Annotated in this window: 23 protein-coding genes; 15 read left to right on the top strand and 8 right to left on the bottom strand. The window is 43.8% G+C overall.

The window, feature by feature from the left end; all coding sequences use genetic code 11:
• Positions 1-3 precede the first annotated feature (3 nt).
• Entirely contained in the window at positions 4-2,238 is a 2,235-nt protein-coding gene (locus tag CEX98_RS12435; protein ID WP_099642383.1) for an ABC transporter permease subunit, read from the bottom strand.
• A 305-nt stretch (positions 2,239-2,543) separates the two neighbouring features.
• Between CEX98_RS12435 and CEX98_RS12425 the strand changes: the two genes are divergently transcribed.
• The 3 genes from CEX98_RS12425 to CEX98_RS12415 all read left to right on the top strand — a co-directional run bounded on the left by CEX98_RS12425 (position 2,544) and on the right by CEX98_RS12415 (position 6,759).
• Positions 2,544-3,050 carry a glycine cleavage system protein R gene (locus CEX98_RS12425; protein WP_099642381.1) on the top strand — a complete coding sequence of 169 codons (507 nt, stop codon included), beginning with the start codon at positions 2,544-2,546 and terminating at the stop codon, positions 3,048-3,050.
• Between the two features lie 119 nt (positions 3,051-3,169).
• Complete coding sequence (gene ppk1 / locus CEX98_RS12420) at positions 3,170-5,266, top strand: polyphosphate kinase 1 (RefSeq protein ID WP_099642380.1); 2,097 nt, start codon at positions 3,170-3,172, stop codon at positions 5,264-5,266.
• 17 nt (positions 5,267-5,283) lie between these two features.
• Positions 5,284-6,759: an exopolyphosphatase gene (locus CEX98_RS12415; RefSeq protein WP_099642379.1), complete on the top strand. Its 1,476-nt coding sequence runs from the start codon at positions 5,284-5,286 to the stop codon at positions 6,757-6,759.
• A 32-nt stretch (positions 6,760-6,791) separates the two neighbouring features.
• Here the strand turns inward: CEX98_RS12415 and CEX98_RS12410 are convergent, their stop codons facing one another.
• Positions 6,792-8,069, bottom strand: a complete 1,278-nt coding sequence (locus CEX98_RS12410) for an EAL and HDOD domain-containing protein (RefSeq protein ID WP_099642378.1) — start codon at positions 8,067-8,069, stop codon at positions 6,792-6,794.
• Between the two features lie 222 nt (positions 8,070-8,291).
• On the opposite strand from CEX98_RS12410, the gene CEX98_RS12405 reads away from it, so the two are divergent.
• A complete protein-coding gene (locus CEX98_RS12405) occupies positions 8,292-9,029 on the top strand; it encodes a substrate-binding periplasmic protein (protein ID WP_099642377.1) in 738 nt (245 codons plus the stop codon).
• 75 nt (positions 9,030-9,104) lie between these two features.
• A complete protein-coding gene (locus CEX98_RS12400) occupies positions 9,105-9,674 on the top strand; it encodes a PhnA domain-containing protein (protein ID WP_099642376.1) in 570 nt (189 codons plus the stop codon).
• A 105-nt stretch (positions 9,675-9,779) separates the two neighbouring features.
• On the opposite strand, the gene CEX98_RS12395 is transcribed toward CEX98_RS12400, so the two are convergent.
• Complete coding sequence (locus CEX98_RS12395; protein ID WP_099642375.1) at positions 9,780-10,622, bottom strand: 23S rRNA (adenine(2030)-N(6))-methyltransferase RlmJ; 843 nt, start codon at positions 10,620-10,622, stop codon at positions 9,780-9,782.
• A 237-nt stretch (positions 10,623-10,859) separates the two neighbouring features.
• Between CEX98_RS12395 and CEX98_RS12390 the strand changes: the two genes are divergently transcribed.
• From CEX98_RS12390 to CEX98_RS12360, 7 genes are all read left to right on the top strand, one after another.
• A complete protein-coding gene (locus CEX98_RS12390) occupies positions 10,860-11,087 on the top strand; it encodes a hypothetical protein (protein ID WP_010374211.1) in 228 nt (75 codons plus the stop codon).
• On the top strand, positions 11,087-11,371 hold the full coding sequence (locus CEX98_RS12385) for a cell division protein ZapA (RefSeq protein ID WP_099642374.1): 285 nt from the start codon (positions 11,087-11,089) through the stop codon (positions 11,369-11,371). The genes CEX98_RS12390 and CEX98_RS12385 overlap by 1 nt, the downstream gene beginning before the upstream one ends.
• The gene (locus tag CEX98_RS12380) at positions 11,371-12,351 is read left to right on the top strand and encodes a hypothetical protein (protein WP_099642373.1); all 981 of its coding nucleotides are present in this window, start codon (positions 11,371-11,373) and stop codon (positions 12,349-12,351) included. Before CEX98_RS12385 ends, CEX98_RS12380 begins: the two co-directional genes overlap by 1 nt.
• Before the next feature lie 221 nt (positions 12,352-12,572).
• Positions 12,573-13,874, top strand: coding sequence for a LysM peptidoglycan-binding domain-containing protein (locus CEX98_RS12375; RefSeq protein WP_242441693.1), 1,302 nt, complete (start codon positions 12,573-12,575; stop codon positions 13,872-13,874).
• A gap of 102 nt (positions 13,875-13,976) precedes the next feature.
• Positions 13,977-14,465, top strand: coding sequence for an FKBP-type peptidyl-prolyl cis-trans isomerase (locus tag CEX98_RS12370; protein WP_099642372.1), 489 nt, complete (start codon positions 13,977-13,979; stop codon positions 14,463-14,465).
• A 2-nt stretch (positions 14,466-14,467) separates the two neighbouring features.
• A complete protein-coding gene (locus CEX98_RS12365) occupies positions 14,468-15,196 on the top strand; it encodes an SDR family NAD(P)-dependent oxidoreductase (RefSeq protein WP_099642422.1) in 729 nt (242 codons plus the stop codon).
• Positions 15,197-15,208: 12 nt separating this feature from the next.
• Entirely contained in the window at positions 15,209-16,042 is an 834-nt protein-coding gene (locus CEX98_RS12360; protein WP_099642371.1) for an amidohydrolase family protein, read from the top strand.
• On the opposite strand, the gene CEX98_RS12355 is transcribed toward CEX98_RS12360, so the two are convergent.
• The 5 genes from CEX98_RS12355 to CEX98_RS12335 all read right to left on the bottom strand — a co-directional run bounded on the left by CEX98_RS12355 (position 16,037) and on the right by CEX98_RS12335 (position 20,235).
• Entirely contained in the window at positions 16,037-16,807 is a 771-nt protein-coding gene (locus tag CEX98_RS12355) for a YggN family protein (RefSeq protein ID WP_099642370.1), read from the bottom strand. The two genes, CEX98_RS12360 and CEX98_RS12355, sit on opposite strands and share 6 nt — an antisense overlap.
• A gap of 155 nt (positions 16,808-16,962) precedes the next feature.
• Positions 16,963-17,466, bottom strand: a complete 504-nt coding sequence (locus CEX98_RS12350; RefSeq protein WP_099642369.1) for a DUF1566 domain-containing protein — start codon at positions 17,464-17,466, stop codon at positions 16,963-16,965.
• 11 nt (positions 17,467-17,477) lie between these two features.
• Positions 17,478-19,160, bottom strand: a complete 1,683-nt coding sequence (locus tag CEX98_RS12345) for a DUF1566 domain-containing protein (RefSeq protein WP_099642368.1) — start codon at positions 19,158-19,160, stop codon at positions 17,478-17,480.
• 15 nt (positions 19,161-19,175) lie between these two features.
• Positions 19,176-19,508 carry a hypothetical protein gene (locus tag CEX98_RS12340; RefSeq protein WP_099642367.1) on the bottom strand — a complete coding sequence of 111 codons (333 nt, stop codon included), beginning with the start codon at positions 19,506-19,508 and terminating at the stop codon, positions 19,176-19,178.
• 22 nt (positions 19,509-19,530) lie between these two features.
• Positions 19,531-20,235 carry a DUF2982 domain-containing protein gene (locus CEX98_RS12335; RefSeq protein WP_099642366.1) on the bottom strand — a complete coding sequence of 235 codons (705 nt, stop codon included), beginning with the start codon at positions 20,233-20,235 and terminating at the stop codon, positions 19,531-19,533.
• Between the two features lie 228 nt (positions 20,236-20,463).
• On the opposite strand from CEX98_RS12335, the gene CEX98_RS12330 reads away from it, so the two are divergent.
• From CEX98_RS12330 to msrA, 3 genes are read left to right on the top strand one after another with little or no spacing between them, the layout of a single operon-like run.
• Positions 20,464-21,516: an efflux RND transporter periplasmic adaptor subunit gene (locus tag CEX98_RS12330; protein ID WP_099642365.1), complete on the top strand. Its 1,053-nt coding sequence runs from the start codon at positions 20,464-20,466 to the stop codon at positions 21,514-21,516.
• A 6-nt stretch (positions 21,517-21,522) separates the two neighbouring features.
• Positions 21,523-24,621, top strand: coding sequence for an efflux RND transporter permease subunit (locus tag CEX98_RS12325; protein WP_099642364.1), 3,099 nt, complete (start codon positions 21,523-21,525; stop codon positions 24,619-24,621).
• On the top strand, positions 24,622-25,155 hold the full coding sequence (gene msrA, locus CEX98_RS12320; RefSeq protein WP_099642363.1) for a peptide-methionine (S)-S-oxide reductase MsrA: 534 nt from the start codon (positions 24,622-24,624) through the stop codon (positions 25,153-25,155).
• Positions 25,156-25,202 lie beyond the last annotated feature (47 nt).

Below are 25,202 nucleotides of genomic sequence, written 5' to 3'. Positions count from 1 at the left end.
CAATTACATTGAACTGTATTTTTCACGCAGCTGCTGGCGAACAAACTCAGCGACGGTGTTAAATACAAAAGTAAAAATAAACAATACGAAGGCCGCAAGGAATAGAATGCGGTAGTGAGAACTGCCCACTTCTGATTCTGGCATCTCAACTGCGATATTCGCAGCCAGCGTCCGCATACCTTGGAAGATACTCCAGTCCATAATTGGCGTGTTACCCGTTGCCATCAATACAATCATGGTTTCACCAACGGCACGACCAAGGCCCATCATCACAGCAGAGAAAATACCTGGACTTGCTGTCAGTAACACTACACGAACTAAGGTTTGCCATTGTGTTGCACCTAATGCAAGCGAGCCGTTTGAAAGATGTTTAGGGACGCTAAATACCGCATCTTCAGCAATTGAGAAAATGGTTGGAATGACTGCAAAACCCATTGCGATACCCACAACCAGTGAATTACGTTGGTCAAAGGTCAATCCTAACTCGTTGGTTAAATATTGACGAACGTTGCCACCAAACATCCATGACTCGATACCATCGCTCATGGCAAACGAGATCCAACCGACAATCAGTACCACTGGGATAAGCAAAATTGAATGCCACCCTTCTGGCACTACGTGTCTAATTTTGGCAGGGAGCTTAGTCCAACCAAATGCTGTTGCTATCATTGCGATAGGTAATAACACCAGTAAAGCAACCACCGCAGGTAAATGCGTTTCAATTAGCGGAGCTAACCAAAGGCCAGCCAAGAAGCCTAAGATCACCGTAGGTAGTGCTTCCATGATTTCGACTGTTGGTTTAACCACGCGACGCAATTCGCTCGACATGAAGTAGGCTGTGTAGATAGCAGATGCAAGTGCAATAGGCACCGCAAATAGCATGGCATACATTGCCGCTTTAATAGTACCAAACGAAATTGGCACTAAAGAAAACTTAGATTCAAAATCATCGCTCGCTGAAGTCGATTGCCAAGTATAAGCTGGCTCAGGATAGCCTTCATACCACACCTCTTGCCACAATGCAGACCAAGTTACTTCTGGGTGCTCATTGTGCAGTTCAACGACAGTTAACGTGTCATCAGCCAAAACCAAAGCAGCATTTGCACGCGGTGCAACAGCAAACTTTTGTACTGCTTTTTCAGTAACAGAGCCTTGCCAAAGGTGGGCTTCACTGGTGGTGTAATATAAACCTAACTCACCGTTTTCGTTGGTGGTAAAGAAAGTACGACGATAATATTCACTGAATAGTTTTACTTGCTTACTTTTTGGTGTTTCAAACGAGCGGATCTTAGCAAACTGGCGTCCGTCATCGGTGTTGACTTCAAACCACTGAGATACCTCACCGTTGTCATTGGCAAGCATCAATGAGTTTGCCCCGGCTAACAGATTCATATCTACTAAGTTGGCATTTTCTTCATTCGCTGCAAGTAGCTGGAATCGTTCTACGTCAGAAGCGTAGCGAGTGTCAAATACGTAAACTTGGTTTGCTGAACGAACAAAAGTGCGCGAGGTATCTGGAGAAATAAGTAGTTCATCAACGCGACCGTCGATGTCTAACTCAGTGCGTTCAACTACCCACTCAACTTCACCTGTGAACATGTTCTCTTCTGCAACATAAGAGGCAAAGATCACACGTTTGTCAGCGGTTTGTGCGACCACCGCGGTTTTATCTTCAAAGTGGCTAAATGCAAACTTACGGATCGCCTGACCTTGTTCATCAACAATCAGTTGTTTGGCATTGAGCGGATAACTCAAACGCGGAGTAAGTACACGTTGGTTACCAGGAAAGCTTACCGTAAACATGGGTTTAACAAGCTGAACCTGGCCATTATCAAGGCCAAAAGCGTACTGGCCTAAAAACGGCGCACTCTCGGCAAACGCCGTAACCTTACCATCAAGCTCTACTTCAAGAGAGTCTAATAGTTTACCGGCATCTTCACCTTTGATTTGGTAGTAATCAACAGTTCCTTGGCTACCAAGCAGATAAGCAATTTCAGTTTGCTCTTCAAGGCCTATCCCCATATAGGTTCTGTCTTGTGTCAGCTGAATATCCATTCGCTTTTCAACCTTTGCAGACTCAAAGATTGGCTGAACCACATATAATAAGTAGAAGAAGATAAGTAAAAGTGCGACTAATACCATTACCCCACCGGAGGTAATGCCAAATTGTGCAAACCTGTCTTTGAATAGACGGCTTCTATCCGTTTTAAAGGATGGCTTTTGCGGATTGGAAGTCATCAATATACCCTTTGGTTTAAAAATTGGGGGCATTATATTTCATCAAGATGACAGTTGTGTTACACATGAGACACAATTGCAGATTCTTCTGTGGGTATTGATGGTTACTTTTATTATCAGAATTATTGAACTAATTGGTTCAAAAAACGTCCTTATTGTTAAGCTCGCGTAACCACTGAAATTTCGTTGCATTTCTTTACATTAAGTGTTTCTAGACACTGGACAAAGTAAGTTTTTAGACTAGTCTAAATCATGCGCCGAATTCGTTTTTTCGCCTACGGGCGCCACAAAAAAAGAGACATGATATGAAGCAGTTAATATTAACACTTATAGGTAAGGACCAACCGGGTCTCGTCGAGAAAATATCTTCTACTATTCTTTCTCACCATGGAAACTGGCTAACCAGTAACCTCAGTCATTTGGCTGGGCATTTTGCTGGGATCATACAAATCGAAGTTGCTGAAGAACACTTGCAGGAAATACAAGACGCACTGCATGCATTACCAGGTTTGGATGTCAAAATTGAGTCTGGCGAAAACGTACAGGTTCAAGATGAGCCAGATACATTGAACTTAATTATTACAGGTAATGATAGGCCAGGTATTGTGCAAGAGCTTGCCAGCGTTATTCGTCACAAGGGAGCGAACATTACCCACTTGACGTCAAAACAGCGTAGCGCACCAAATTGGGGGCTACCTATCTTTAGTGCATTTGCGACCGTTACTCTGCCAGCAGGTATGGTCAAAGAAAATGTGATTGACGCACTTGAATCAATCACCAGTGATTTGATCGTGGACATAGAAGAAAGCTAAAACCTGCACTATACTCATGATGGTTTTATGACAAACACAACAGGCGCGTTGTGTTTGTCATAATTATGTCACACACCCTGCTTAAGCTGTATTAACAAGCTGTACCTATGGAAAGAACCATGCAGGCCGTATCTCCAGAGCATAAAACTATCACGTACTTTGCCAAAGAATTAAGTTGGCTTTCTTTTAACGAACGCGTTTTGCAAGAAGCCAAAGACCCAGCCAACCCGATCATCGAGCGGATCCGGTTTCTTGGTATATTCTCCAACAACTTAGACGAATTTTTCCAAGTGCGTGTTGCTGACGTCAAGCGTAGGATCTTGCTAAATAACCTGCCAGATACCAATTTTGATGAAGATGAAGCCCTGCTTGCCGATATTCAAAAAAAGGTATTGGAGCTCGGGAAAAAGTTCAACGCGATTTACGACCAAATTTTAAAAGATTTGAACGAGCACAATATTCATATTGAGCAACCCGAAGCATTGTCTGATTTTCACAAAACTTGGCTGGCAAACTACTTTAAAGATCAAGTTTTACCTCACCTGTTACCTATGATGATCAATGAGAGTAAGGATTACTCAGACAACATCAATGACACCATGACCTATCTGTTTGTTGAGCTTAATGGTGAAAAGCAACATCATGCCTTTTTGGAAGTGCCGACAGATCGACTCAATCGTTTCGTACAACTACCACCTGAGAAAACACGGAGACATAAAACCATCGTGTTACTCGACGATGTCGTGCGCTTTTTTATCGCCGATGTATTCAAAAGCTTCTTCAAGTTTGAGCGGATAGACGCATACTCGATGAAGCTCACCCGTGACGCCGAATATAACCTAGACGACGAGCTTGAAGAAGGCGTACTAGATACCATGTCCAAGGGCCTTAAACAGCGTTTATATGCGGAGCCTGTGCGCCTCGTGTACGAAGAGTCCATGCCGGATGAAATGCTCAAACTAATGAAAAAGCGCTTAGGGGTCACGGGGCAAGACGCCATGATCCCAGCGGGAAGATACCGTAACTTTAGAGACTTTATCTCATTTCCTAACGTCGGCCGCGGCTATCTAGAGAACAAACCTTTACCCCCGCTTAAAAGCTCAGCCTTTGCCAAATATAGCAGTGTGTTTAGGGCCATCTCAGCGCAAGATATCTTGCTTTATTATCCTTATCATACCTTTAACCATATGCTGGAGTATGTGCGCCAAGCTGCGTTCGATCCTCGAGTGACCCAGATTAAGGTAAACATTTATCGCGTTGCGAAACAGTCTCGCTTGATAGCGTCTTTGATCAGTGCTGCAAAAAACGGTAAAAAGGTCACCGTAATGGTAGAGCTTAAGGCGCGCTTTGACGAACAGAATAATATCGAGTGGGCAAAGCTGATGAGCGAGTATGGCATCAAAGTGATGCTTGGGATCCCAGCGCTAAAAGTACACAGTAAACTTTGTGTAGTACATCGTCGAGAAAAAGGGAAAATCGTCAAATACGCTCATATAGGCACAGGGAACTTCCACGAAAAAACGGCTCGGATCTACACTGACTTTAGTTTATTTACCAAACATCCAGATATTACAGAAGAATGTGACAGTGTCTTTCGTTTTATCGAAAGCAGCTACTTGCCGTTTAAGTTCGATCACTTAATGATCTCTCCACTTAATGCCCGTAGCAGAATTCTTGAGCTTATCGATGATGAAATTAATCATGCTGAACAAGGGAAGTCAGGCAAGGTAACCATAAAAATCAATAATTTAGTTGACAAACAACTCGTTGACAAGCTCTACGAGGCATCCCGCAAAGGCGTGAAAGTGCGCCTGATTGTACGCGGTATGTGTGCACTAATCCCCGGGATTGCGCACTTTAGCGATAACATAAAAATCATCAGTATCGTCGATCGCTTTTTAGAGCATCCAAGGGTGATGATCTTCGAGAACAATGGCGATCAAAAAGTTTATATTTCCTCAGCAGACTGGATGACCCGCAACCTAGATCATCGTGTTGAAGTAGGAACGCCGATTTATGCAGAGCATTTGAAAAAACTCATTATCGATATTATAGAATTGCAGTTTAAAGACCGTACCAAAGCAAGAGTGATTGACGCAGAACAGAAGAATCTGTACGTTCGCCGTGGTAACCGTAAAAAAATTCGCTCTCAAATTGCCATTTACGACCATCTAAAAAAATGGGAGTTGCACCAGTTAAATGAAGCGAAAGAATAACTTTTGAGGAACAATGTATGCGCGACTACCCTTCCATTGCCGCAGTGGATTTAGGTTCAAATAGTTTTCACCTTGTTGTAGCAAGAGAAGTAGATGGTCGCCTTCAACTCCTCCACAAAGAGAAACAAAGAGTCTATCTCGCAGCGGGTTTAGATGATGACTTTAACCTAAGTGATGAAGCCATCACCCGAGCACTAGATACCTTGGCTCAGTTTGCAACCACCTTACATGAATTTCCTAAAGAATCGGTGCAGGTCGTAGCGACCTATACCTTACGAAATTGCAAAAACCTCAACTACTTTCTCGCCAAAGCTAAGCAAGTTTTTCCCTATCCAATCAACGTTATTTCTGGTCAAGAAGAAGCTCGCCTCATTTACCAAGGCGTTGCCAATCATGAACATGATACACACAATCGTTTAGTGATTGATATTGGCGGTGGCAGTACAGAGCTGGTCATTGGACAGCATCTTACTCATAAACTCTTAAGCAGCCGCAATGTTGGCTGCGTCACCATGAACAAAACTTATTTTGCAGATGGTAAGTTATCAGCCAAGCGCTTTAAAAAAGCGGAGATCAAAGCCGAGCAACATATCGAAAGTATTACCGCCAGTTACCTAAAACTTGGCTGGAATACAGTCATCGGCACGTCTGGAACAATCAAAGCAATAGCTGCAATGGTGAGCGAGCTGACGCCAGATGACGAGATCACACTGACAAAGCTTGAACAGATTAAACAAGTATTTGTTGATGCCGAGCACATCGACAAGGTCACGTTAAAATCACTCCCTGAAGAGCGAAAGGTTAGTATTGCAGGTGGTCTTGCCGTGCTAATCGCATTATTTAGACAATTAAATATCGAATGTATGCGCTTTAGCGAGTATGCACTCAGAGAAGGCTTACTATTTGAGATGCATCAAACCGAAGAGTTTGATATTCGCACCCGCACCATTAACACTTTTTGTGATCACTACAATGTAGACAAACAGCATGCCGATAACATTTGTGAAACCATTAAGCTTTTTGCCTCACAACTAAAAACCAGTTGGTCGGTGTCATCCTACGATTTAGAAATGCTATGTTGGGCAGCCAAGTTGCACGAGGTTGGCCTTGCGATTAATTCATCGGGCATGCACAAACACGGCGCCTACATCGTTAGGCATAGTCAATTACCTGGGTTTACTCAGACACAACAATCAAGGCTTAGTGCATTGATCCGCTTCTATCGCAAAAAGATCAAAGTAGCAGAGTTATCAGAACTCGTTGAAGATGAAGTAGACCAGTTTAGTCGCTTGCTAGCGGTATTTCGCCTAAGTGTATTAGTGAACCAAAAGCGTCAGCAAGATCAGTTACCTGAACTTAATCTCAGTGCAGTCGATAATACACTCACTTTGCATATTGCGAGCGACTGGTTAGAGTCTCACTCACTGTTTCAAGCAGATTTAGAACAAGAACAACAGTACCTAAAAACTGTCAATATTCAGCTGACGTTTTAATCCTGAAACATTGCTGCATTGACCGTCGTGGATTATTCGAGGTCTTCAACAACAATAGATAAAATGTCGTCAGCATATGCACGGCTGGATAATGCCATGTCATATAAATAGTTTGTTGGTGTCGCTGGTCTTATTGCTTGTAAGATAAGCTCAGCCTCTTGCCAATCGTTGCGTTCTATTTCAAATGCTAAGCGCAACGCTCCGCCTAACAAGCCCTGATAGCTCAACAAGGCGCTAGACAACGAATTGTCTAGCGAAAACTCAGCAGCAATAACCGACAAGTCAACATCAAGGATCACATCTAAGATAGACATTAGCCCAAGTAAATAGCCCGTTTCTGCCATTTCTTCGCCACCAGGCATTAAGAAGGTTTCCACAAACTTAGCTCGAACTAACCCCATTCTGGTTAGCTCACTAGGCTTATCAGAACCCAGCTCACTTAATGCTAAAACCTTAACGAATTGACGAATGGCGTCTTCACCTAAATAAACCACGGCTTGAGAAATAGACTTAATTTCTAATCTGTCTTCCCCCGCTCTGGCATTAGCCAACTTTAACAACCTTGCCGTCAAGCTAAGATCTTTACTCACTCGGGTTTGTATTTCTTTAAAGCACAGTGATTTCTTGGCCGTCGCTTGCAGCAGTTGAAAAACTACCATTTTCGAAGGTTCGACATTGCCATGATTGAGCATTTCTGGCTTAGCAAAAAAGAAGCCTTGGAAATAATCTGCACCAGAAGATTTAATGATTTCAAACTCTTCTTTGGTTTCAATGCGCTCGACTATCACTTTAATATCTGGGTATTGACGCTTGAGCCGTTTTACCGCCATATTGGTTTTAATGATCGGCTGTTCTACCTCAACTTTAACGAACTCGACAAGCTTCAATAAAGGTTCCCACTTAGCATCACCATCATAATCATCCAGCGCAAAGCGATAACCTTTTTCTGTTAATTTGCTCACGGTCTTTACCAAAGAAGGAATATCCTTTGACCGCTCAACAATCTCAATTACGATTTTTTGTGGTGCAAGGAGCTTGGGTAGCTCTTGTAAGAGTGATTCATCAGAGAGGTTAATAAAAGCAAGCTGCCCCGCAGCTAGTCGATCAACACCTATAAACATCAAGGAGTTAAAAAACATCCGCCCAGTAGCTTGGCCATCACTTACACCAACAGGAAACGCATTATTATCTGAGTCTCTGTATAGCAGCTCATAAGCGAAAACTTCCTGATCAGGCCGTAAAATAGCCTGCCGTGCTATGTACTGTACCGCTGAATTGCGTATTTCAGTCACTGGACCACTCATTAACATTCGTATCCTTTAAGGGCGAAAAGGAAACCACCTATTCAAGAGCGTATAATATGGCTACGCCCCGGGCAATAAAAAGTTTCTCTATTTTACAATACCTATAATTAAAAGTTATCAAATTATTCGACTAACTCTATAAATAGTAGAATTTAATTTTAACTATGCCAGTTTGCTCGCCCCTTCCTTACCTTGCCTATTTCAGAAAACGTAAGCTAAGATGACCCTATGAAGCATTTTTTAATCACTTGCTTATTCGCTTTCGCAGGCTTAAGTAACGCCGAGCAACTACCCTACTTAAAGTATAGTTTAAGTGGCTCAGGGAGCTTTTACCCCTATTTTACACATCGTGAAGATGCCCCTGGCATTCTTCCAGATTTAGTTGAGGCAATTTTAAGCCGAGCAGAAATCCAAGGCGAGAACCTGTTGCTGCCCGCCAAGCGCACTAATTTTTATCTCGAAAAGCAACAAATTGACTTTGATATCATCAGTCCAGATTGGCTCAAAGCAGCACAAAAACAAGATAAGAAATTTGTTTACTCTGAACCGATTTTAGCCATTCGAGAGTACATAGTTACTCGCCCCTCCCAGCCACCGATAACCTCTCTGTCTGGCGCTGAAGTTGGCACAGTCCGAGGCTATTATTATCATGATGATAACCACTTCGATCGTATCGACTTTGCTTCAGAAAAAGAGTTGTTAAAAGCGCTACATATAAAGCGTATCGATTATATTATTATCGGTGACTTACCCGCACTACACTGGTCTGAAAAACTAGGAATCCCCTTTAGCTTCAAACAAATTCACTCCGAGGGCATGTTAACTCTGCGCCTACTGTCAAAGCATGAAAATCTACTCAACAAAATCAACGGTGCAATTTCAGACCTAAAAGAGACAGGCGAGATTGAAAAAATCGAACAACGATATATTGCTCAGTTACCAACTCATAAAATTGGCAATTTATAAGAATTTTATACCCTAAGACACGCCGCTACTGGCTCAATTTGATATAATAGCGCTTTTACAGCTTGGGAAATCATTATGACTATCGCTGCCGCGCTTGCTGAGCGCAGTAACAATCAATGTGAATTATGTGCTTCAACGGAAGGCCTAGAGGTTTATGAAGTACCACCTGTCGCCGAAGCGCATTCTGATAAATGTGTTTTTCTTTGTGGCCAATGTAAGCCACAAGTAGAAGGCCAACAAGATTTGCAAGCCAATCATTGGCACTGCTTAAATGACAGCATGTGGAGTCAAGTGCCAGCGGTTCAAGTAGTAGCATACCGTATGCTAAAACGCTTAGCAGCTGATAATGGTTGGGCGCAAGACGCGCTAGATATGCTCTACCTCGAAGACGATACACGCGCATGGGCAGAGCAAGCACTCGCTGAGGACGACGACCTAGTGCATTTAGATAGCAATGGCGTGAAATTAAACGCAGGTGACACAGTAACACTAATCAAAGATCTAGACGTGAAAGGCAGCAGCTTAGTAGCAAAACGTGGTACTGCAGTGCGTAATATTCGCCTATCACCTTCAAACCCAGAACACATTGAAGGTCGCGTTGATGGCCAGAACATCGTAATCTTAACGAAGTTCGTCAAAAAGTAACCGAGATAAACTGCTAAGCTTCTGTAAGCTTACTCTTTTAGTCAGCTTAGCAGTTTACTTTGTTGTACTTTGCACTTAATGCACTGCATCTGTTTATGGCGGTTATTACTCTTCAACCAATTGGATACTGCGATAAAACGCCCCTTCGTCTTCAGCAAGCAGTGATACTAGCTCTGGCAACACTTCATCCATGGTCTTTTTTAGTGTCCAAGGTGGATTAATCACTATCATTCCTGACGCTGTCATCCCTCTTTCTTCAGTATCAGCTTGAGTTGCCAATTCAAATAGCTGAATATTACGAATTCCAGCTTCAATTAAACCCGACTCCATTGCCTCAATGCGCGCTCTGTCGACCACCGGATACCAAATCATGTACACCCCAGAATCAAACTTCTTGTGCGCTTTGACAATACTTTTCACCGCAACATCATAGTCTGACTTAATTTCATAAGGAGGATCCATAAGTACACATGCTCTTCTAGAAGCAGGAGGTACTAATCCAAGTAAGCCTTTAAAGCCATCGCTCCCCGTTACACGTAACGATTTTTTATGAGCCGTATTTTGTTGTAATAAATCCAAATCCTTAGGGTGAAGTTCAAAAAACCAGCCTTTATCTTGGCGGCGTAAAAAGTGCTCAGCCACTTTAGGAGAGCCTGGGTAGTGACTTAGCTTTTCCTGCTCATTAAAGGATTTGATCAGCGCCACATAATCGTGAATCGCATTCACAGAGCCAGAGTAATCCCATAATTTAGCAATCCCCTGTAAGTACTCTTGCGTTTTTTGAGCATCGCTACTGGCAAGCTCAAAAAAACCCGCCCCTGAATGCGTGTCCACGTAATCAAAGGGCTTATCTTTTTTAGCCATATATGACAACACTTGGGCCAATACTAAGTGTTTGATTACATCGGCAGGGTTGCCTGCATGAAAAGAATGTCTGTAACTAAGCATAAACCTGCCTTGCAAGAAAGAGTGATAGTAATTCAGCCATTGCCAAGCTGTATTAATAGTGAACAGTAATTCATCAATTTTTAACTTTAGACTGAATCACTTCTGAACAAAATATTCCAATATCCTTATTATCTCTTAAAAGTTAAGAAAAATCAGTATAAAGTCGCGTAAACACTAGCATCCTTAGCCGCTTTGTTTTACATTTGCATGACAAATCACAGTCATATGAGCGCATTTATGAATAACCAAGATCTCCAGAAACTCGACCAGTTGATTGACCAACTTTTGAGCCAAAATAACCAGCTAAAATCGGAAGTTTCGGCACTGAAAGAACAAAATCAAAAACTCATCGATGAAAATGAAACTTTACAGCTAGAAATGCTAGAGAGCGAAGAAAAGCAAAAAGAGTTTAGTTCATCCTTGTCTGGCCTACTTGATAAGTTGCAAACACAACAGGCTAGCTAATGTCTGAGCAGAATAACCAAGTAACAGTGACGTTACTTGGTAAGTCACATCAATTTGCATGTGCGCCAGACCAAGAAGAAGCGCTACACAACGCCGTAGCGCTTTTAGATCGCCGCGTAGAAGAAATGCGTAAACGTTCCACTGTTCGCAACGACCATAATGCACTTCTACTCGCCGCACTTCATCTTTGTCATGACTTACAAGCACTGGAAGCACAACAGCAACAAGACGCCAATATGGTTTCCACACTCATCGACAAATTAACGCAATCATCGGGCGAATAATGTCGACACGTAGCAGCAAGTCTTTTTTATCCTGTACTCTGCTTATTTGGTCAGCCATCATGCTGGTGGCAAGCTTTCATAGCATTGCCGCCGCTTCTCATCAGTTTCATAAAGTAAACGATGCAGTTTATTTTATTCAAGGCAAGCGTCAAACCCTGCAACCAAATCAAGCTGTGGTGATTGGCAAGCATTGCGCATTGTTGGCTTCGATACACGGCGATCTCGTTACCACAGAAGCGTTGATCGCTGAACTTAAACAGCGGCTCACCGTGCCCCTTTGCTATGCTGTGTCGCTACATGCTGATATCAAACAAGATACCAGTGTTGTCCTACTCAAACACGCCTACCCTGAGTTAAAGTGGATAACTCCCATCCCCATCTCTAGTGATGCATTAAAGCAAGCTTATCAAGCACAATTGGCACTGTTTGAGCAAAGCACTGAGCTTAGTCAGCAACGTATCGCCTCTCTCGACGAAGCGCAACAACCTGTTTGGCAAGAAAAATTAGCGCTCGCCAAAGCACGAATAGCGACTTGGAAGCAACTCGCGACGTTGGCTCCAGCCAGCAGCACGATCACCCAAAACTCAGCGACACTAAACCTTGGAGAGATCAACGTAGAGCTAGCACCACTGGTTGGCTTTAGCGGTAACGACCTTAGCCTGTATCTACCTGACGTAAAAGGCCTCATTGCAGGTTACAGCGTCGACCAAGTTCCGCTTGCGCATCTTGCGCATTGGCCCAAATGGCAACAAGCCATTCGGCACTTTTCTCGCTATTCATTAGACTGGGTTTTACCTGCAAGCGACAAACCCTATAAGCCTGACATGCTCGCCGTGCCAGCTCAGTTTTTTTCTTTGCTGCCACTACAAGATCCACAACAAGTAGCGATAAAGCTGGCGACGCTATATCCCGACAAACAAATGCAGCAACGGGCTATCATGCAATGGCATCACTTTCAGCAACAAACAAACTTTGAATAAAATCTAACCTCTCGGTATAGTTAAAGGATGAACAGAGTATTAATACAGCTGAGTGGGTTAATGCTGTTAGCACTTCTCGTTGGCTGTAAAAGCAGTAGCAGTCCACAGGTGAGCAGACAAGCAATTTTGTCTCTCTTACGACTGTGCCCATCGAAAAGCCCGCTGCTCCAGCTCCGTTACCAAAAGCGAAAAACACCGCAGCTCAAACGGTCAAAGCCCCCATGAAAGAGGACGACCTGTGGCAACATGTTCGCACAAAGCTCAGTTTTAATACGGCTTCCCATCCAAGGCTAGATAAACGTATTAACTGGTATCTGTCTCAACCGCATTATCTCAATGTGGTCAATCGCCGGGCAGCGCCTTATTTTTACCATGTGGTTAAAAAGGTAGAGCGTAAAGGTCTACCTATGGAAATTGCCTTACTCCCCTTTGTCGAAAGCGACTTTAGGCCAAACGCTAAATCGCAGCAAAATGCCGTGGGCGTTTGGCAACTTGTTGATGCAACCGCCTATCACTTTGGCGTAAAAAAAGATGAATGGTACGACGGTCGCCAAGATGTTTTAGCATCCACTGATGCTGCGCTGGATTACCTACTATATTTACACCAACGTTTTCAAGGCGACTGGTTACATGCGATTGCTGCGTATAACAGTGGCGAAGGACGCGTTAAAAAAGCCATTGCCAGAAACAAAAAGGCTGGAAAGTCCACTCACTTTTGGCATCTAAAATTACCCAAAGAAACCGCTGATTATGTGCCAAAACTGCTAGCACTCAGCCATTTGCTCAAAACCGCACCAAAAGGCTTTACTATTCCAAGTCTCGCCAATAAAGCAACCACGTCGGTACTTGATATTGGTCAGCAATTTGATGTGAATCAGCTCGCAAAGCTAAGCGGTATCAACAAACGTCAACTCTACGCATTAAACCCGGGCTTTTTAAAACACCGCAGTTCTCCTAATGGCCCTCATAAAATTTTATTGCCACTTTCGGAAAAAACGCTGCTCAAAAGCGCTTTCTTCAGAGAACATTTCAGCCAAGGATACACCGTAAAACCGAACGATACACTGTATCGGATCGCTTTGAATGCTGGTATGAGCGTTAAAGCGCTTAAGGCACTAAACAATAAAGAATCTGATTTCATTAGGGTGGGAGAAAAGCTAATGATTTCAGAAAACAAAGGTCAGCTCGATTTGCTAGTGGATTATGAGATCAGCCCCTACATTGAAGAGATAAAAGTTAAACCACTTCCTCAGGTTGAACATCACCACACCATAAAACAAGGCGACTCCTTGTGGACTATCAGCCGTCATTATGGGGTAGCCGTCAAAGACCTTTTAAACTGGAATTCCATTACTGCTCAAAGCTTATTGAAGCCCGGTAAAGTACTAATGGTGCTACTGCCAGCTCCCAAAGCAAGTGCCCCTAACTCCCCTGCACTTCGTAAACAGCCCGTATCGAGCATTGAAGCAATTCAGTCCCTATTGCGCCATGGCAAGCCAGGACAAGATGAAACACCAAATTAGCCCCGATAAACTTGCGTCAAAGAAGTGCACTCACGTAAACTACAGCCTTTACAGGCTAGTGCGACGACGCATTGCCTAAGACTAGTTATTTAAGGTTTACTTATGCAAATTGCAAAGAACACAGTGGTAGAGTTTCACTACACACTTCACGAAGGTGACACCCAAATCGAATCAAGCAAGAATGGCGAGCCACTAAACTATCTGCACGGTACTGAAGGCATGCTTCCTGGTCTTGAAAGCGAACTAGAAGGTAAAACGGGTGGCGATAGTTTCACGGTAACCTTAACGCCCGATCAGGCATATGGCGAGTATCAAGAAGGCTTAGTGCAACGCATTCCAATCAAGCACTTACAAGGCCTTGGCGACAGCAAAGTCTGGAAACCAGGAATGACTGCCATTGTTGATTCAAACCAAGGTCGCCACCAAGTTAAAGTGGTAAAAGTTGGTCGCTTCAACGCAGATTGCGACTTGAACCACCCGTTTGCAGGTAAAACACTGACTTTCGATGTTGAGATCCTTTCAGTACGCGAAGCAACCGCTGAAGAAATTTCACACGGTCACGTTCACGCTGAAGGCGGCTGCGGACACTAATGATGAAAAAAGTTGCCATCGTAACTGGTGGCAGCTTTGGCATTGGCGAGGCCATTGTCAGTAAGCTGCTATCGCAACATTACACCGTTTACAACCTCGACATTCAACCAAGCGAGCAAGGTATTTATCGCCATTGTGATGTCAGTCAAGTCTCTGAAGTTAAATCGGTTATCGCTGAAATAGTGGCAGAAGCAGGCCGAGTTGACGCGCTAGTTTCAAATGCTGGTAAGCACCTCAGCGCCACCATTGAAGAAACCGACGAAGCCACCTTAGATGCACTTTTTGCATTAAATGTAAAAGGCGCCTATGCAGCGATCCAAGCTGTACTCCCTAGTATGAAAGCACAAGGTACAGGTAGTATAGTGTTGATGTCTTCTGACCAAGCGCTGATTGGCAAAACAAGCTCTTTTGCTTATAACCTCAGTAAGACTGCACTTGCTTCCATGGCCAAAACAACGGCTCTGGATTACGCCAAATTTAATATTCGCGCCAACGCAGTATGCCCTGGCACCATAGAAACGCCTTTGTTTCATCAAGCCATTGATAGCTACTGCCAACGCAGTGGTGCCAATAAAGCTGAAGTGGTTGCTGAAGAAGCGGCATTACAACCGATAGGCCGTTTAGGGCAACCACAAGAAGTTGCTGCGCTGGTCGCTTTTTTATTAAGTGAAGAAGCAGGCTTTATTACTGGTAGCTTGCAAAGTATCGACGGCGGATATACTGCTCAGTAAAGGAATATGCCAATGAGCCTAAAGATTATTGATAGTCACTTACATTTTTTTGATTTAGCGACAGGTCAATATTCTTGGCTCAAGCATCATCCACCAGCTTGGCAAAACCTCGATAAAATCAGGCAAAGCCACCACCTTGCAAGTATTCCCCCACATCCGCAGTTTGCATTAGAGGCACTCATCCATGTTGAAGCAGGCTTCGATAATCAGCACCCTGTGAATGAGCTACATTGGCTTGCTCAAACGCTCGCTCCTTTCCCATATAAAGCCGTAGGCTATGCTCCAATCGATGCACCACCGGCGCAATTTAGGCAGGCAATCGATAACTTAATACATCCAAGCTTAGTGGCTATTAGGGATATTACCGAAGGCAACGACAGCCAACGATTGCACACACCTTGGCTAGGTGAAAATCTCACTTATCTCGCCAAGCAAGCACTTCATTTTGAAGCGCAGCTAGCGTTTCAACATGATGGGGAAATTGAGCGGCTACTAACACTTGCTGAGCAACATAATCAGCTAACCTTGGTCTTTAACCATGCAGGGTTTATTGACAATGAGCACATGGCTAAGGATGTCTTAAAGCGTATTAGTTTACTCGATAATGTTATGATCAAATGCTCAGGTCTGGAAATGTTAGCCAATCCACTGCCTTTAGCGACTTGGCTACATCATCTTATCGAGCATGCGGGTGAAGAAAGCTTGATGCTTGGCTCAAATTATCCAGTGTCGCTGATGCAAAAAAGCTATTGGCAAGTGTGGCAAGATTACTTTAATGTAATTGGCAATTCATCGACTTGGCACAAACTCAGCCGAGAAAATGCCAAGCGCTGTTACGGCTTATGAACGGATCTGCACTAGGTCGTAAGCAACTAGCTGTGGCACAATACGTTGTAGCTTTTCTTCTGTTTTATCCAAAGAATTTAAGCACTCACAATACTCTTCGGCTTTTTCCTCTAGCTGGTGGGCTTTCTTTTGCAGAGACTTATCTATCTCTTTTGAGATTATCTCCATCCGTTGTCCCATGTCGTTAATGCGATCTTCTATATTGCCTTCACGGGATTTAAAAGCATCACCTAACGACACCAAAATAGACCCCAGTGAGCCATGTACGGCAGAGTGGATCTTCTGACTGATCTCTTTGGTAAAGAAATCATCAATTTTTGATAACGACTGAGGGGCAATGAAAAAGAAATCGTCACCACGCTTAAACTTATCCATAAGTGCACGTTCAACGTACTGAAGTTGAGTTTTAAGTACTTCAGGTTCTTTGTCCGACATCCCCTCAACAACCTGCTCAATCGCGCTTAGTCCCAAGTTTACTCCATCTGTCGCTAAGTTAACCAACTCAGGAACGGTATCTCGGATCCCCAATGAATACTCTCGCACCACGGCTTCTCCCTCAGGGTCTAACTCTATCCAACGACCTAGAATAAAAAGCTGGCTATCGTTATTTATTTGGATCCGAGTCTGACCATCATCGACGATACGAATTTCGTTGTCGGTAATAATCAGGCCGTGACCAAGCTCAACATCGCATTTATTTTTTGCATTAACAGAGGTGCTCATTAAGGCACAAGACAAGGCTATCACGCTAAGTAATCTATTCATAAAGCCTCCTGTGTGCAAAGTAAGAATAACGATAGGGACGCTTTCGGAGAGTACCAAAAGATCAAACAATCCCAAAGTGATTTTAGACGGATGGAAATAACGAAGCAGGTCTTACTTAGCGTTTTTAGCTGCCAAAGATACTATCAATAAAATGCTTATTGATAGTATCTCACAAGACGAACAAAAGCGTCGGCTGTTTTAACTGTAGGGTTATTTTTCCCATCAGCAAACTGGTACACCCAAGCAAATTCTGGTTGGCTACCATAGGTCGTCGCAGACCAGTAGTTATTACTTTTAGTGGTTGGAAATACGTTGATATCAATCGCAGGTGTAACACATTGATGAAAAACAATACTAGCGAGCTCTTTCACGTTGGGTAGCTGCCAATCTGTATAGCCTGCAAAGTTGTCTTGCTGCGCCACCGTCAGTGCTTGCGACCAGGTTAACTGCTGCGCATTGTCTTCACAACTTTGCGAACTGCTATTATAGCTTTGCCCATAATTACAGCGCTGCCACATCAATCCCGTTTCACTATCTAATACTGTACCATCCGCATTGACAGTGAAACGGCTGGTACTAATCCCTGTATCAACGCAAGTCTGAGCTTGGCAAATAGAGGCAAAGATCAAAGTAAGCAATATTCCTGTAATTAGTTTCATATTCCCTCTCCTTATTGGTTTCTCACCAACCGAACAAACGCACTGCTAGACTTTTCGAATGCAAGGTCATTGCCAGTATCCATGTCCAGTACGTAGGCTCTCCTAAGCGTACCGCCATTACCATCTAAGCTTGACTGTGTAGTCCAATAATAACGATGTCCTAAAATAGTTGAACTTGGTAGGTTAGGAAATAATGCTTCGTCAAGCATAGTGGAGCTTGTGCTACCATAATGCAACAAGCCAAGTAATTCCATATAGGTGGGTAAGCGCCAGTTGTTACCACCACAATAGCTTTGCTCGCCAATGGCGGGATTATTCACTTCATCGATTAATGCCTGAATGCCACAATGACTATCTTGCGGACACGTCGTGTTTGCCGCGGCTTGTACACTCCCTTCAGCAAAAGTGCCGTCAATTTCAAGCGCCCAGCTGTAGCTATTTTGAGCATTGCGTATTGACGTATTAGGTAAAATGCCCGCCGTCGCTTCTTTCACTTCCCAGATAAGCCCAGTCACGTTATCTCGGACACAAGCAAAATCCGTTGCATCGTCTGGCAGCTCATCGGCAAAACGGTCGAGCTTGGTAAAGTCGAAGCCAACGCTACCGCTTCCCTCTTTTGCAACTTGCGCAGCAAAGTTATCGCGACCACGTTGGGCATCTTGACCACTAAATTGGGTCTCACTACACGTAATGGCAGACGTATTATCATAGCAGGTAGCTTGACCACTATCATTTAGTTTACCCAATGGCTTTTTCTGAATATCAATCAGTACCGTGTCCGTCGCTGAGCGATTTTGAGTGTCTGTGACAGTCAACTCAAATTCAACCTCTGCTAGAATATTTTGATCTAACGCCGTAAAGGTCGTGGTGCAGTTTGTTGTCGAGCTCAGTGAAACTTGAGTGCCCGTCGTGACTTGTCGCCATAGGCATTGCTTTTGGCCAGAGACGGAATCGCTGTTCGAACCATCTAATGTTACTTGATCATATTCTTGTACTTGCTGATCGCTTCCAGCATTTGCTATGACCACTTCCGTATTGGCTAACAATCTCACAGGGAATTCAATGCTTGCTTGCCCTCCCTCATCGTCGGTTACAGTAAGTTGCCAAACGGAATCTTGTGAGGTATCTAGTAAAGGGTGTACAAACGAAAGCGTTGTACTAGTTAAACTATCAGCTTGAACGGTTGCTGGACCACTAACCTGCTGCCACTGATAGGCAACTATTTGGCCATTTTCGTCCTGATCAGATGACTCTGCGCCACTGAGGGTGATCGTGTCTTTGTATCTCGCAGGTAATGTTTCCGGTGCAGTTTGCGTTATTTTAGGAATTGGAAGTTGGTTATTAGACTCTATGCTGACTGTGACCCTATCACTCGCAACACTGCCACCAGGTGCGACGTAGTCCACTTGAATCACTAAGTCCACCTTGGCTTTTATATCTGGCGCGACAAAGGTAGCTTGCTGCTCTGTGATTGGAAATTCTTCAACCGTCGTGCCAGAGATCACTTGCCAATTAAACGTACCACCTGCAGGAGATCCCAAGGCATTTAAGGTCACTTCGGCCTTCTCTACCACCGACTGATCCTCGCCAGCATTGACAGATACACTAATTTGATTTGGCTCGCTGCTAGACCCTCCGCCACACCCGGCTAAGATCAGTGTTAGTAGCGCCCCGCCAACCTTCAACGCATTCATACTAATCCTTTTTAGTTATAAATAACTTTCTTGATGTATTCGGACGAATAGCTTAGTTCCTATCTTACTGTAATCAACCTTATATTCACGACCATCCAAGGCTTGGATAAACAGCAAACGCTTTACCTCACCAAAAACATCAATACTTGAAACGTGAACCACTTCAAGGTAGCGCTCTTTGGCTTCTCTGCGATTTTTAGGTAACTCTTCCTTAAAAGGCACCAAACCAGTTGCCGTCACCTTGATTTTTGGGTGGGCTTCACCATTGACAATCACAAGATCTAGCTTCTTTTCTTTATGAATAATGGTATTACGCCCACTCTTAATATAGGCCGTTTCTACGCTCATATTGGTGTATCCTGTTACATCTTCAGTAGGTGGTTTGTTCTTCTAACAATGCTTTTACCACCTCTTTAGGGTTAAGTTTCCAGCGGTTTAACATCACTGAAAATTGCCAAATATCCCTGTCTAGAGCGGTAGCGGGGACTAATAAATCATAGCCCGTTACCGTCTTTAAATTGTCCATCCGATTCGCAAACATCGCCATCAGGCCGGTGTACTCTAATCCAGCTTTAGAGCGATAATGCGTTTCTTCTATCAACCATTCCGACGGGCAGTTGCCATTTTCGCAATTCATTTTAACAGCTTGTAAAAAAATATGCCGCTGCTCAATGAGCAATTTGCCTGCCAGCCTTGGGGTCAAGTTAATTAAAAATTCATCAATATCATTAAGTTTAATACCAACTGTATTTAACTCAAGTGTTTCAAGACCTTGTTGGACTTTCGGAATGCCGCTGGAATGGAAGTTTACAATGGAAAGTGACCAAGCTCCATACTTGTGTACATACCTAAACTCTTGTTCGGTAAAGTATAAACTAAAGAAAGGCTGCTGGCTTTTAAGAAACCCAATAAATATTGCCAGCAGCATAGCACTAGCAATAAATATTTCTAAAATAGTAATAGGTGTCCCGCGCAAATTGACAAACACCATGATCACAACTAGGCCAATTGCACCAACTAGCATAAACTCAACGCCGTGCCTGTTTGCCGTTGCACGTAACTTTGCTTCAAGCATGCGTATACCAAATGTAAAAGAAGTACATGATGATCGCCCACACTACCAATTTACGTATTGTGATACATTGTTTACATGAATGACTACGCTTCATAATAACTAATTTAGGTAAAAACACTCTATCTGAATTACATTTTCGTTTAACGCACAAATTTATAGGATATGCCGCCGATCTTGATAGCCTTTAATTTTGTAAACTAGAGACAAATTATAATCTGGGTTACCTTTATGCGTCATCAATCAGGAAAAGCACTGTTTCCTTTTATTATTGTAGTGCTAGTCGCCATTAGCGGCTATTTGTATTTACCAGAGTCTCAAGGCAAAGTAAGTGGCAACTCAGCTTCGGCCACACCAGTTCAAGCCCACACGGTTGCAAAGGAAGAACGCATTATTGCTGTTCACTCTATTGGCTCGGCGAGAGCAAATCAAGCCATTAACGTCACAAGCGCACAGAGTGACTATGTATCGGCACTCTTTTTTGATGACGGTGGTGTAGTCAAAAAAGGCGACAAGTTGGTGCAGCTACGTGATGCCGAAGAAAAATTAGATATTAAAGCGCTCAAGGTCACATTAAAAGAAGAGATAAGACAGCTGAATCGCTTGAAAGATTTGGCTAAAACTCAGTCGGCAGCGCGCTCTCAGCTGGAGGCGCAATCAGCTAAGGTCGATACGCTCACAGCTCAGCTGGAGGCTACAAAAACTAAGTTAGCCGAAATGACTATCTATGCCCCTTTCGATGGCTTATTGGGTACGCGAAATGTCTCTATAGGTAGCTTTGTCAATAATAATACCGTGATCACGACACTTGACGACATAAGTATTATCAAAGTAGATTTTCAGGTGCCTGAGAAATACTTAGCGCAGCTAAAGCTTGATATGCAAGTCAATGCACAAAGTGAAGCCTACCCTGATCAAGTTTTTAGCGGTAAGGTGTCACACATAGACCCCCGTATTAACGAACAAACTCGCTCTGTTCGGGTCACGGCAAGCTTTACCAATTTAGACTATAAACTACGCCCAGGCATGCTACTACATATGGGGCTCGAACTGGCCAAATTACAAGCATTGGTCATCCCAGAAAAAAGCATCATTCCAAGACAAGACAAACACTTTGTGTTTGTTATCGACGACGAAGGTAAAGCACAGCAGCGCGAAGTACACCTGCAAACGCGTTTTAGCGGTTGGGTAGCGGTAGACGCTGGATTAGTAGAAGGACAACAAGTGATCACGGAAGGCACGCTGAAAATTCGCTCTGGCTCAAAAGTTGAAGTAAAGGGGTAAGCCGACGTGAGAATCACAGATACGGCGGTGAAACGCCCGATCTTCGCGATCGTAATAAACTTATTACTACTTACCTTTGGCTTAGTCGCTTTTACCATGCTGCCATTACGTGAGTACCCAGATATTGAAACACCTATTGTCAGTGTAAGTACTAACTACACTGGAGCCTCAGCGGAAGTCGTAGAAACCAAGATAACCCAAGTTTTGGAAAACCGCATATCGGGCATTGAGGGCATTAAAAGTATTAACTCAAGTAGCCGTAACGGCAGATCAAATATCACGATTGAGTTTAATATTGATCGCGACATTGATGCTGCCGCAAACGATGTACGTGAGCGTGTTTCTCGCGCATTAGACAGGTTACCAGAGCAAGTTAGGCCGCCAGAGGTGTCTAAATCGAACAGTGATGAGAGCCCCATCGCTTGGTTTGTACTGAACAGTGAAACCATGGATACTTTGCAACTATCTGATTATGCTCAACGCTTTATCGTCGATCGCTTAGCCGTTGTTGATGGCGTTTCGAATGTTCGTATTGGTGGCGAGCGCCAATATGCGATGAAAATTTGGCTCGACCGCAAAGCAATGGCCGCTCGCGGGATCACCAGCAGTGATATTGAGCAGGTGTTACGTAGAGAAAACGTAGAACTACCCGCAGGTGAAATAGAGTCAATTGATCGCGATTTTTCAGTGCGTATTGCCAGAAGCTATAAAACCCAAGAAGACTTTGACAACCTAGTGATCAAACGCGGTGATCAAGGCTATCTAGTTAGGCTAGGAGAAGTAGCCGAGGTGATACTAGAAGCTGCAGATGACGAAAGCACCTTCCGTGGAAACGGAAAAAATATGATTGGTCTTGGTATCGTCAAACAAGCCAAAGCCAACACGCTAGAAGTTGTTGATAACGCGCGTAAAGAGCTTGAAAAAATCAAACGTAACCTGCCTCAAGGCACCACCATTCAAGACAGCTACGACTCGTCTATTTTTATTCGCGAATCCATCACTGAAGTATATCGTACTCTCGCCATAGCAATGGCGTTGGTGGTTTTAGTCATTTATATTTTCCTTGGCAATATTCGAGCGACTCTTATTCCGGCAGTTACTGTGCCCGTTGCTCTCGTTGCCACGTTTATGTTTTTACTTGCGATGGGTTATTCAATCAACTTGTTGACCCTACTGGCCTTGGTACTTGCCATCGGTTTAGTGGTAGATGATGCCATCGTGATGTTAGAAAACATTTATCGCCGTATAGAGCTGGGTGAGCCTAAATTGCTCGCAGCCTATCGAGGTGCCCGAGAAGTAGGTTTTGCAATTATTGCCACCACACTTGTTCTGGTTGCCGTATTTGTGCCTTTGGTCTTTATGGATGGCCGTATTGGTGCCCTATTTACTGAGTTCGCATTTGCCGTGAGTGCGGCGGTCCTGTTTTCAAGTATTACGGCACTGACATTATCTCCAGCCTTATGTTCAAAAGTCTTAAAACCAAGTAATAAGGAAAACCGCTTTAGCCAGTGGATGGACCGTCAATTTGGACGACTTGAGCAAGGGTATCGTCGAGTTTTACAAGATAACCTATCGCGTAAATACAGCCTTATCCTAATGCTAGCTTTGGCTGGATTCACCAGTTATAGCCTGTTTAAGCAAATTCCATCAGAGCTCACGCCTAAAGAAGACCGTGGTACATTCTTTGTAATGATGAATGGCCCCGAAGGCGCAAGTTATGAAAATAACTCTGAGAATATGGCGAAAATTGAGGAGCGCCTGCTGCCTTACGTCGACTCCGAGGAGCTAAGTCGCGTACTTATTCGTGTTCCTGGTTGGGGTGGCCAAGGGGGGGTTGCCATTATTGGTATGCCTGATTGGGATGAACGCAAACGCTCCACTTGGGAAGTAATGGATGAGATCAGTGGCAAAATGCAAGATGTAACCGACATCCGCGCCTTTGCTATTATGCGCCGTGGGATCGGTGGTGGCGGTAACTCACGCCCTATCGAATTCGTACTCCAAGGGAACGACTATGATGAGCTAGCGGCATGGCGAGACCGCATTTTAGAGCGTGCACGGGAGAACAAAGGATTGGTTCGTCTTGATCACGACTATAAAGAAACTTTCCCACAGTTTTTAATTAGCATTGATAAAACCAAAGCTGCCGACTTAGGCGTGTCGGTAAGCGCTATCGGTCAAACATTAGAAACCATGCTCGGGCAACGTAGAGTCACGACATTTATAGATCGTGGTGAAGAATATGACGTGATCTTAAAAGGGACCAAAGCCGACTTCTCTGCACCAGACAATATTTCTGATATTTATGTAAAGTCTCGTAGCGATGAGCTAGTACCATTAGATAGTTTGATCACCATTAAAGAAGAAGCGACAGCATCACGCTTAAATCGCTACAACCGTATGCGTGCTATCACTATCACCGCGAACTTGGCTGGCGATTACACGCTAGAACAAGCGCTCAACTTTTTAAACAAAGTGGCAGCTGAAGAAAACGATATTGACGGTGCGATTGACTATAAGGGTGAGTCTCAGCTGTTTTATGAGGGCGCCTCTGCAATGACCTATGTATTTATTCTTGCGCTCACCGTCACCTTCTTAGTATTGGCTGCACAGTTTGAAAGCTTTGTACACCCACTGGTGATCATGCTCACAGTGCCGCTCGGGTTAGTTGGTGCTATGTATGGTTTATTCCTCACCGATAGCACGCTGAATATCTACAGCCAAATCGGTATCGTTATGTTGATCGGATTGAGCGCAAAAAATGGTATTTTAATTGTTGAATTTGCCAATCAGCTCCGTGATAAAGGCGTTGCTTTTGAGCAGGCTATTGTGGATGCCGCGGCACAGCGTTTACGGCCTATCATCATGACGTCTTTAACGACCGTGATGAGCTCTATTCCGCTCGTTTTTGCCACAGGTCCAGGATTCGAAAGCCGCATGGTCATCGGTGTGGTTATTTTTGCTGGTGTCAGTGTTGCAACCATTCTAACCTTGTTTGTGATCCCAACTGCCTATACGTTACTAGCTAAGAAGACGCAATCTCCAGAAGAGACAGCTAAACGCTTGGAGACGCAGTCACAACAACATCCTGAACAGGAGGTATAAATGGCAAATTTACAAACCGCAACCTTTGGTGGTGGCTGTTTTTGGTGCATTGATGCGGCATTTCGTCGCGTCAATGGCGTCGAGTCTGTGCATTCTGGCTACACTGGTGGCCATATGGATAATCCCAGCTATCAACTGATATGCCAAGGTGATAGTGGTCATGCTGAAGTCGTTCAGCTGCAATTTGATAGCGATATCATCAGCTTTGAAATTTTGCTCGATATGTTCTTCACATTGCACGATCCAACCCAGCTAAATCGTCAAGGTAATGATATTGGCACTCAATACCGTAGCGTGGTGTTTTATCACAACGAACAGCAGCAACAGCAAACGCAGCATCATATCAATAAACTACAACCGCAGCTAAGTGAGAAAATAGTTACAGAAGTGAGTCCTGCAAGTGAGTTTTACCCGGCTGAGCAATATCATCAAAATTATTATGCCGAAAACCCAAATCAAGGCTATTGCAGTATCTTAATCGCCCCTAAAATTGCAAAATTCGAAAGCCGTTTTCAAGAATACTTAAAAGCCTAACGTGAAAAGCCGAGTGCAAAATTGGCGCTCGGCTATGTAGCCTGAAC

Source organism: Pseudoalteromonas piscicida, assembly GCF_002744175.1.
In the GTDB taxonomy this organism is placed as follows: Bacteria; Pseudomonadota; Gammaproteobacteria; order Enterobacterales; family Alteromonadaceae; genus Pseudoalteromonas; species Pseudoalteromonas piscicida_B.
This window is presented reverse-complemented; position numbering and strand designations above follow the sequence as displayed.

Excerpts from the sequence above, each read along its gene's own strand:
- CEX98_RS12435 (WP_099642383.1), bottom strand. The coding sequence starts at position 2,238 with ATGACTTCCAATCCGCAAAAGCCATCCTTTAAAACGGATAGAAGCCGT.
- CEX98_RS12425 (WP_099642381.1), top strand. The coding sequence starts at position 2,544 with ATGAAGCAGTTAATATTAACACTTATAGGTAAGGACCAACCGGGTCTC.
- ppk1 (WP_099642380.1), top strand. The coding sequence starts at position 3,170 with ATGCAGGCCGTATCTCCAGAGCATAAAACTATCACGTACTTTGCCAAA.
- CEX98_RS12415 (WP_099642379.1), top strand. The coding sequence starts at position 5,284 with ATGCGCGACTACCCTTCCATTGCCGCAGTGGATTTAGGTTCAAATAGT.
- CEX98_RS12410 (WP_099642378.1), bottom strand. The coding sequence starts at position 8,069 with ATGTTAATGAGTGGTCCAGTGACTGAAATACGCAATTCAGCGGTACAG.
- CEX98_RS12405 (WP_099642377.1), top strand. The coding sequence starts at position 8,292 with ATGAAGCATTTTTTAATCACTTGCTTATTCGCTTTCGCAGGCTTAAGT.
- CEX98_RS12400 (WP_099642376.1), top strand. The coding sequence starts at position 9,105 with ATGACTATCGCTGCCGCGCTTGCTGAGCGCAGTAACAATCAATGTGAA.
- CEX98_RS12395 (WP_099642375.1), bottom strand. The coding sequence starts at position 10,622 with ATGCTTAGTTACAGACATTCTTTTCATGCAGGCAACCCTGCCGATGTA.
- CEX98_RS12390 (WP_010374211.1), top strand. The coding sequence starts at position 10,860 with ATGAATAACCAAGATCTCCAGAAACTCGACCAGTTGATTGACCAACTT.
- CEX98_RS12385 (WP_099642374.1), top strand. The coding sequence starts at position 11,087 with ATGTCTGAGCAGAATAACCAAGTAACAGTGACGTTACTTGGTAAGTCA.
- CEX98_RS12380 (WP_099642373.1), top strand. The coding sequence starts at position 11,371 with ATGTCGACACGTAGCAGCAAGTCTTTTTTATCCTGTACTCTGCTTATT.
- CEX98_RS12375 (WP_242441693.1), top strand. The coding sequence starts at position 12,573 with ATGAAAGAGGACGACCTGTGGCAACATGTTCGCACAAAGCTCAGTTTT.
- CEX98_RS12370 (WP_099642372.1), top strand. The coding sequence starts at position 13,977 with ATGCAAATTGCAAAGAACACAGTGGTAGAGTTTCACTACACACTTCAC.
- CEX98_RS12365 (WP_099642422.1), top strand. The coding sequence starts at position 14,468 with ATGAAAAAAGTTGCCATCGTAACTGGTGGCAGCTTTGGCATTGGCGAG.
- CEX98_RS12360 (WP_099642371.1), top strand. The coding sequence starts at position 15,209 with ATGAGCCTAAAGATTATTGATAGTCACTTACATTTTTTTGATTTAGCG.
- CEX98_RS12355 (WP_099642370.1), bottom strand. The coding sequence starts at position 16,807 with ATGAATAGATTACTTAGCGTGATAGCCTTGTCTTGTGCCTTAATGAGC.
- CEX98_RS12350 (WP_099642369.1), bottom strand. The coding sequence starts at position 17,466 with ATGAAACTAATTACAGGAATATTGCTTACTTTGATCTTTGCCTCTATT.
- CEX98_RS12345 (WP_099642368.1), bottom strand. The coding sequence starts at position 19,160 with ATGAATGCGTTGAAGGTTGGCGGGGCGCTACTAACACTGATCTTAGCC.
- CEX98_RS12340 (WP_099642367.1), bottom strand. The coding sequence starts at position 19,508 with ATGAGCGTAGAAACGGCCTATATTAAGAGTGGGCGTAATACCATTATT.
- CEX98_RS12335 (WP_099642366.1), bottom strand. The coding sequence starts at position 20,235 with ATGCTTGAAGCAAAGTTACGTGCAACGGCAAACAGGCACGGCGTTGAG.
- CEX98_RS12330 (WP_099642365.1), top strand. The coding sequence starts at position 20,464 with ATGCGTCATCAATCAGGAAAAGCACTGTTTCCTTTTATTATTGTAGTG.
- msrA (WP_099642363.1), top strand. The coding sequence starts at position 24,622 with ATGGCAAATTTACAAACCGCAACCTTTGGTGGTGGCTGTTTTTGGTGC.